Here is a 4,945-nt window from a genome sequence, read left to right as displayed (position 1 = left end):
GGCAAGGAGCGCATGAAGGCCGATCTTCCCCATGCGATTCCGCTGTCGCAGCAAGCGCTCGACATCCTGACGACGTTCAAGACCTGTTTCGCATCCAGCAAGCACCTGCACCCCGGACGCTATGAGGCGGAAGTGCCAATCTGATGCGACGCTCACCAACGGCCCCGCCGACATGGCGGGTGAGGGACCATCCCCCGGGGGCGAGGCGGGTCTGCGACACCGCTTCGGAAGGTCCAGCACACCGGAAACCAGCCGTTCGTGCAAGATTGGACATGGCCGAGAGTTGCCTGCAGCCCAACTATCTTGACCGTGCTACTGCAACAGCAAACGGGCTGCCGCTCTCGTCTGAGCGCCATCCTTCCGACAAACCCATTCGTATCGCACGCTCAACCCGACTTCACGCCCCATCAACTATGCGGGCCGACGAGTCTTTCTCCCAGCCTTCACTTGGCCAAAGAGGTCAAACAACTGCTGCGCCGCCGGTGACAGCGATCGTCCGCGGCGCCATATCAGCCCGACCTTGCGAGTGATCACAGGATCGACCAGCGGCACGCTGAYGAGTAGCGGATGGTCGGATCCCGGCATCGCCATCGCCGGCACGGCAGCGACTCCCAGTCCGGCCTCGACCAAGCCAAGCGTCGTGGTCACGTGCTGCGCCTCGTAGATGGCCTGTGGGCGTCCCGTGACGCCCGCCAGCGCTTGGTCCAGCAGAACCCGGTTTCCAGATGAGCGGCCCACCGAGATGAAGTCGTAGTCGCAGAGCTGGGCCCAACTGACGCGGCGTAGTCTTGCCACTGGATGGTCTCGCCGACACGCCGCCACGAAGCGCTCTTCCACGAGCGACTTGAACTCGAGCTCGCCCTCCTGTGAGCCAATGAAGTTGAGGCCGAAATCCGCCTCGCCGCGTGCCACCGCCGCCAGCACCTCGTTCGCGGCGGCGTCGAGCACCTTCACGCGCACCTTCGGGCTGCGCTCGTGGTAGCGGCGTATCACCTGCGAAAGGTAGTAGTACACCGTCGACGGTACGCAGGCCACCGTCACCTCGCCCATGTGCGTGGCCGCGACGCCGCGGATGCCCAGCAGCGTGGCGTCGAGATCATCAAGCAGTTCCCGCACCTTGCGTTCGAAGTCCCGGCCAACGGCGGTCAGCGTTACACGCCGCGTGGTCCGTTCGAGCAGCAGCACGCCCAGCGCCCGCTCGAGCTTGTCGATGCGGCGGCTGAATGCCGGCTGCGACAGGTGCACCGACTCGGCGGCCTTGCGGAAGTTGCTCAGCTCAGCCACCGCCCGGAAGGCGAGCAGGTCGTTCAAGTCGAAGTTGATGGCCATGGGGCAACGCTCCGTATTGATGCTTTATGGACATCAGTTGATCTTAAAGATGCAATTCACTTTTGCAAAGGCGACGCCGATCATTGCCTCATGAAGCGAGTCCTGCCCTGCGTCGACGTCCCGCCCTGCGTGTTCTCGACCACCCCCAGAAGGAGACAAACCCATGAAGCGCTTGATCGCTCCAGCCGTCGCCGCCGTGCTGGCCGCCGCCGCCCCGGTGGCAATGGCGTATCCCGACAAGACCATCACGATCGTCGTACCCACGGCCGCCGGCGGCGGCAACGACGCGATGGCACGCACCATTGCGCAGAAGCTCCAGCTGCTGCTCGGCCAGACGGTGCTCATCGACAACCGTGCCGGTGCCAACGGAGCCATCGCGAGCGAGTACGTTGCTCGGGCCGCGTCCGATGGCCACACACTGATGTTCGGCTACATCGCCACGCACGCGATGAACCCGGCGCTGCAAAAGCTGCGCTATGACCCGGTGGCCGACTTCGCGCCGGTCGGCCTGGTCGGCTACTCGCCCACGCTGCTGGTCGCCAACGCGACCGTACCGGTGAAGGACGTGAAGGATCTGGTGGCCCAGCTCAAGGCCAAGCCCGACCGTTTCACTTATGCGTCGGCCGGCAACGGCACGGCTCCGCACTTCGCGGCGGAGCTGTTCAAGCTGAACGCGGGGGTGGTGATGACCGGAGCGCCCTACAAGGGGTCGGCTCCGGCCGTGGCCGACACGATGGGCGGCCAGACGCAGTTCATGTTCCCCAGCCTGTTCACCGCTCTACCGCATGTGAAGTCCGGCAAGCTGCGTGCGCTGGCCGTGGCCGGCCCCAGGCGCTCGAAGCTGCTGCCCGACGTGCCGACGCTCAAAGAGGCCGGTGTCGATGGCGTCGAGGTTCAGCAGTGGTACGGCTTCTTCGCGCCCGCCAAGACGCCCAAGGCCATCGTCGACCAGCTCAACAAGGCGCTGAACCAGGTCCTGGCCGACAAGGAAACCCAGAAGCGCATCGAAGACCACGGTGCCGACGTCGAGACCAGCACCCCGGAGCAGTTCGGTGAGCTCGTCAAGACCGAGCTGGCCAAGTGGAAAGCTGTCGTGCAGCGTGCCAAGTTGACGGCCGACTGATCAGGAAAGGCCACACCACATGAACACTTTGCAGCACGACCTGAAGGCCTGGATCACCCGCAGCGAAACGGTGCGTGACACCATCGGTGCCACACCGGTCAAGGCGCTCGACGCAACGCTCGACCATCCAGCGCGGCCGATCGAGGCTGGAACGCCACTGCCGCCGCTGTGGCACTGGCTGTACTTCTTGCCGCTGCACCGCCAGAGCGAGATCGGCCCCGATGGCCATGCCAAACGGGGCGGCTTCCTGCCGCCGGTGCCGCTGCCGCGCCGCATGTGGGCCGGCAGCCAGTTCGAGTTCCGCTCGCCGGTGCGGGTGGGTGATGCGGTCGAGCGCACCTCGACCATCGCCGACGTGACGGTCAAGGAAGGCCGCACGGGCATGCTCGTGTTCGTGAAGGTGCGCCATGAGCTGCGCTGCAACGGATCGACCGAGCCGGCAATCGTCGAGTTCCACGACATCGTCTATCGCGAGGCCAAGCGCCCCGGGGACATGGAACCGCCGCCGCAGGCAGCCGCGACCGGCGTGTCCTGGCAGCGCGAGATCGTGCCCGACGATGTGCTGCTGTTCCGCTATTCCGCGCTGACGTTCAATGGGCATCGCATCCACTACGACCGCAAGTACGTCACCGAGGTGGAGGGCTATCCCGGCCTGATCGTGCACGGCCCGCTGATCGCCACCCTGCTGATGGACCTGGTGCGTCGCAACGCGCCCGATGCCGACGTCGCCATGTTCCGCTTCAAGGCCGTGCGCCCGACCTTCGACCTGAACCCGTTCCGCGTCAACGGGAAGCTCGAAGACGACGGCAAGACCATCAAGCTGTGGGCCCAGGACCACGAGGGCTGGCTCACGATGGATGCGGTCGCGACGCTGAGGAGTGCCTGACATGCAACCACTCAAGGGACTGACGATCGTCACGCTCGAACACGCCATTGCGGCGCCGTTCGCGACGCGCCAACTGGCCGACCTCGGCGCCCGGGTCATCAAGATCGAGCGTCCTGGCACGGGCGATTTTGCGCGCAGCTACGACGCCCGCGTGCGCGGCCTCGCCTCGCACTTCGTCTGGACCAACCGCTCCAAGGAAAGTCTCACGCTCGATGTGAAGCATCCCGAAGCGGCAAAGGTGCTCGAACGCCTGGTGCTGGAGAAGGCTGACGTGGTTGTGCAGAACCTCGCGCCCGGCGCCGCGGCGCGCCTCGGTCTGGGCTACGACGTGCTGGCCGCGAAGAAGCCGGCCATCATCGTGTGCGACATCTCCGGCTACGGTGCGGACGGGCCGTATCGCGAAAAGAAGGCCTACGACCTGCTGATCCAGAGCGAGGCGGGCTTCGTCTCGGTCACCGGAACGCCCGACGAACCCTGCAAGGCCGGCCCGTCGATCGCCGACATCGCCGCGGGCATGTACGCCTACACCAGCATCCTCGCGGCGCTGCTGCAGCGCGCGCAGACCGGGCGCGGCCAGCACATCGACATCTCGATGCTGGAGTCCCTGGCCGAATGGACCAGCTATCCGCTGTACTACGCCTTCGACGGTGCGCCGCCGCCGCCACGCACCGGCGCCGCCCACGCCACCATCTACCCCTACGGCCCGTTCCCGACCGGCGCGGACCAGGGCAGCGTGATGCTGGGCCTGCAGAACGAGCGCGAGTGGGTCAACTTCTGCGAGGGTGTGCTGCAGCGTCCCGAACTGACCCGCGACCCGCGCTTCGCCGGCAACGCCAAGCGCGTGGCGGAGCGCACGGCGCTGCGCAAACTCATCGTCGACTCCTTCTCGACCCTGACTGCTGCGCAAGTGGTCGAACGCCTGGAGGCGGCGCAGATTGCCAACGCTCGCGTCAACACCATGCACGAGGTCTGGGAGCACCCGCAGCTCAAGGCACGCCAGCGCTGGCGCGAGGTGGGCTCTCCGGTCGGCGCGTTGCCGGCGATGCTGCCGCCCGGGACCTGGAACGAAGGCCCGCGCATGGACCCGGTGCCCGCGCTTGGCGAGCACACCGACGCCATCCTGCGGGAGCTGGGGATCGATGCCGAAGGTATTCGCACGCTGCGGGCCGCGGAGGCGATCTGATGGACCCGCGCACCTATCTCTTCGTGCCGGGCAATCGCCCCGAGCGGTTTGCCAAGGCACTCGCCAGCGGCGCCGATGCCATCGTGCTCGACCTCGAGGATGCCGTCGCACCGACGGCCAAGGGCGAGGCGAGGGATGCGATCGCGCAATGGTCTGGCCAGGCTGCCAAGGCCGACCGTGGGCGCATCGTTGTGCGTGTCAACGACGCCCAGTCGAACGCCTTCGCTGACGACCTTCGGCTGTTGCGCGAGGCCGATATCTCGAACGTCATGCTGCCCAAGGCCGAATCTGCGGCGCAGATCCAGGCTGTCCTGGAGAGGGTGTCCGAGGCGCGCGTGCTCGCGCTGATCGAAAGCGCGTGCGGTGTGGCCAGCGTGCAGCAGGTGGCCGGCGCGGACGGTGTCGCGCGCCTGGTCTTCGGGAC

Annotated in this window: 5 protein-coding genes; 4 read left to right on the top strand and 1 reads right to left on the bottom strand. The window is 66.5% G+C overall.

What is annotated here, in order from left to right; all coding sequences use genetic code 11:
• Positions 1-411: 411 nt before the first annotated feature.
• Complete coding sequence (locus AC1D01_RS20595) at positions 412-1,329, bottom strand: LysR family transcriptional regulator (protein WP_477869557.1); 918 nt, start codon at positions 1,327-1,329, stop codon at positions 412-414.
• 163 nt (positions 1,330-1,492) lie between these two features.
• On the opposite strand from AC1D01_RS20595, the gene AC1D01_RS20590 reads away from it, so the two are divergent.
• The 4 genes from AC1D01_RS20590 to AC1D01_RS20575 form a co-directional block, all read left to right on the top strand.
• Positions 1,493-2,452 (top strand): tripartite tricarboxylate transporter substrate binding protein, encoded by a 960-nt coding sequence (locus tag AC1D01_RS20590; protein ID WP_477869555.1) that lies wholly within the window; start codon positions 1,493-1,495, stop codon positions 2,450-2,452.
• Between the two features lie 19 nt (positions 2,453-2,471).
• On the top strand, positions 2,472-3,338 hold the full coding sequence (locus tag AC1D01_RS20585) for an HTD2 family dehydratase (RefSeq protein ID WP_477869553.1): 867 nt from the start codon (positions 2,472-2,474) through the stop codon (positions 3,336-3,338).
• Between the two features lies 1 nt (position 3,339).
• Positions 3,340-4,521 carry a CaiB/BaiF CoA transferase family protein gene (locus AC1D01_RS20580; protein WP_477869551.1) on the top strand — a complete coding sequence of 394 codons (1,182 nt, stop codon included), beginning with the start codon at positions 3,340-3,342 and terminating at the stop codon, positions 4,519-4,521.
• On the top strand, positions 4,521-4,945 hold a 425-nt coding region (locus AC1D01_RS20575), incomplete at its 3' end, for an HpcH/HpaI aldolase/citrate lyase family protein (RefSeq protein ID WP_477869549.1). The genes AC1D01_RS20580 and AC1D01_RS20575, both read left to right, overlap by 1 nt.

It is taken from the genome of Rhizobacter sp. P3_B12, assembly GCF_056402895.1.
The sequence above is the reverse complement of the archived record's forward strand: the minus strand, read 5'-3'. Positions and strand labels throughout refer to the sequence as shown.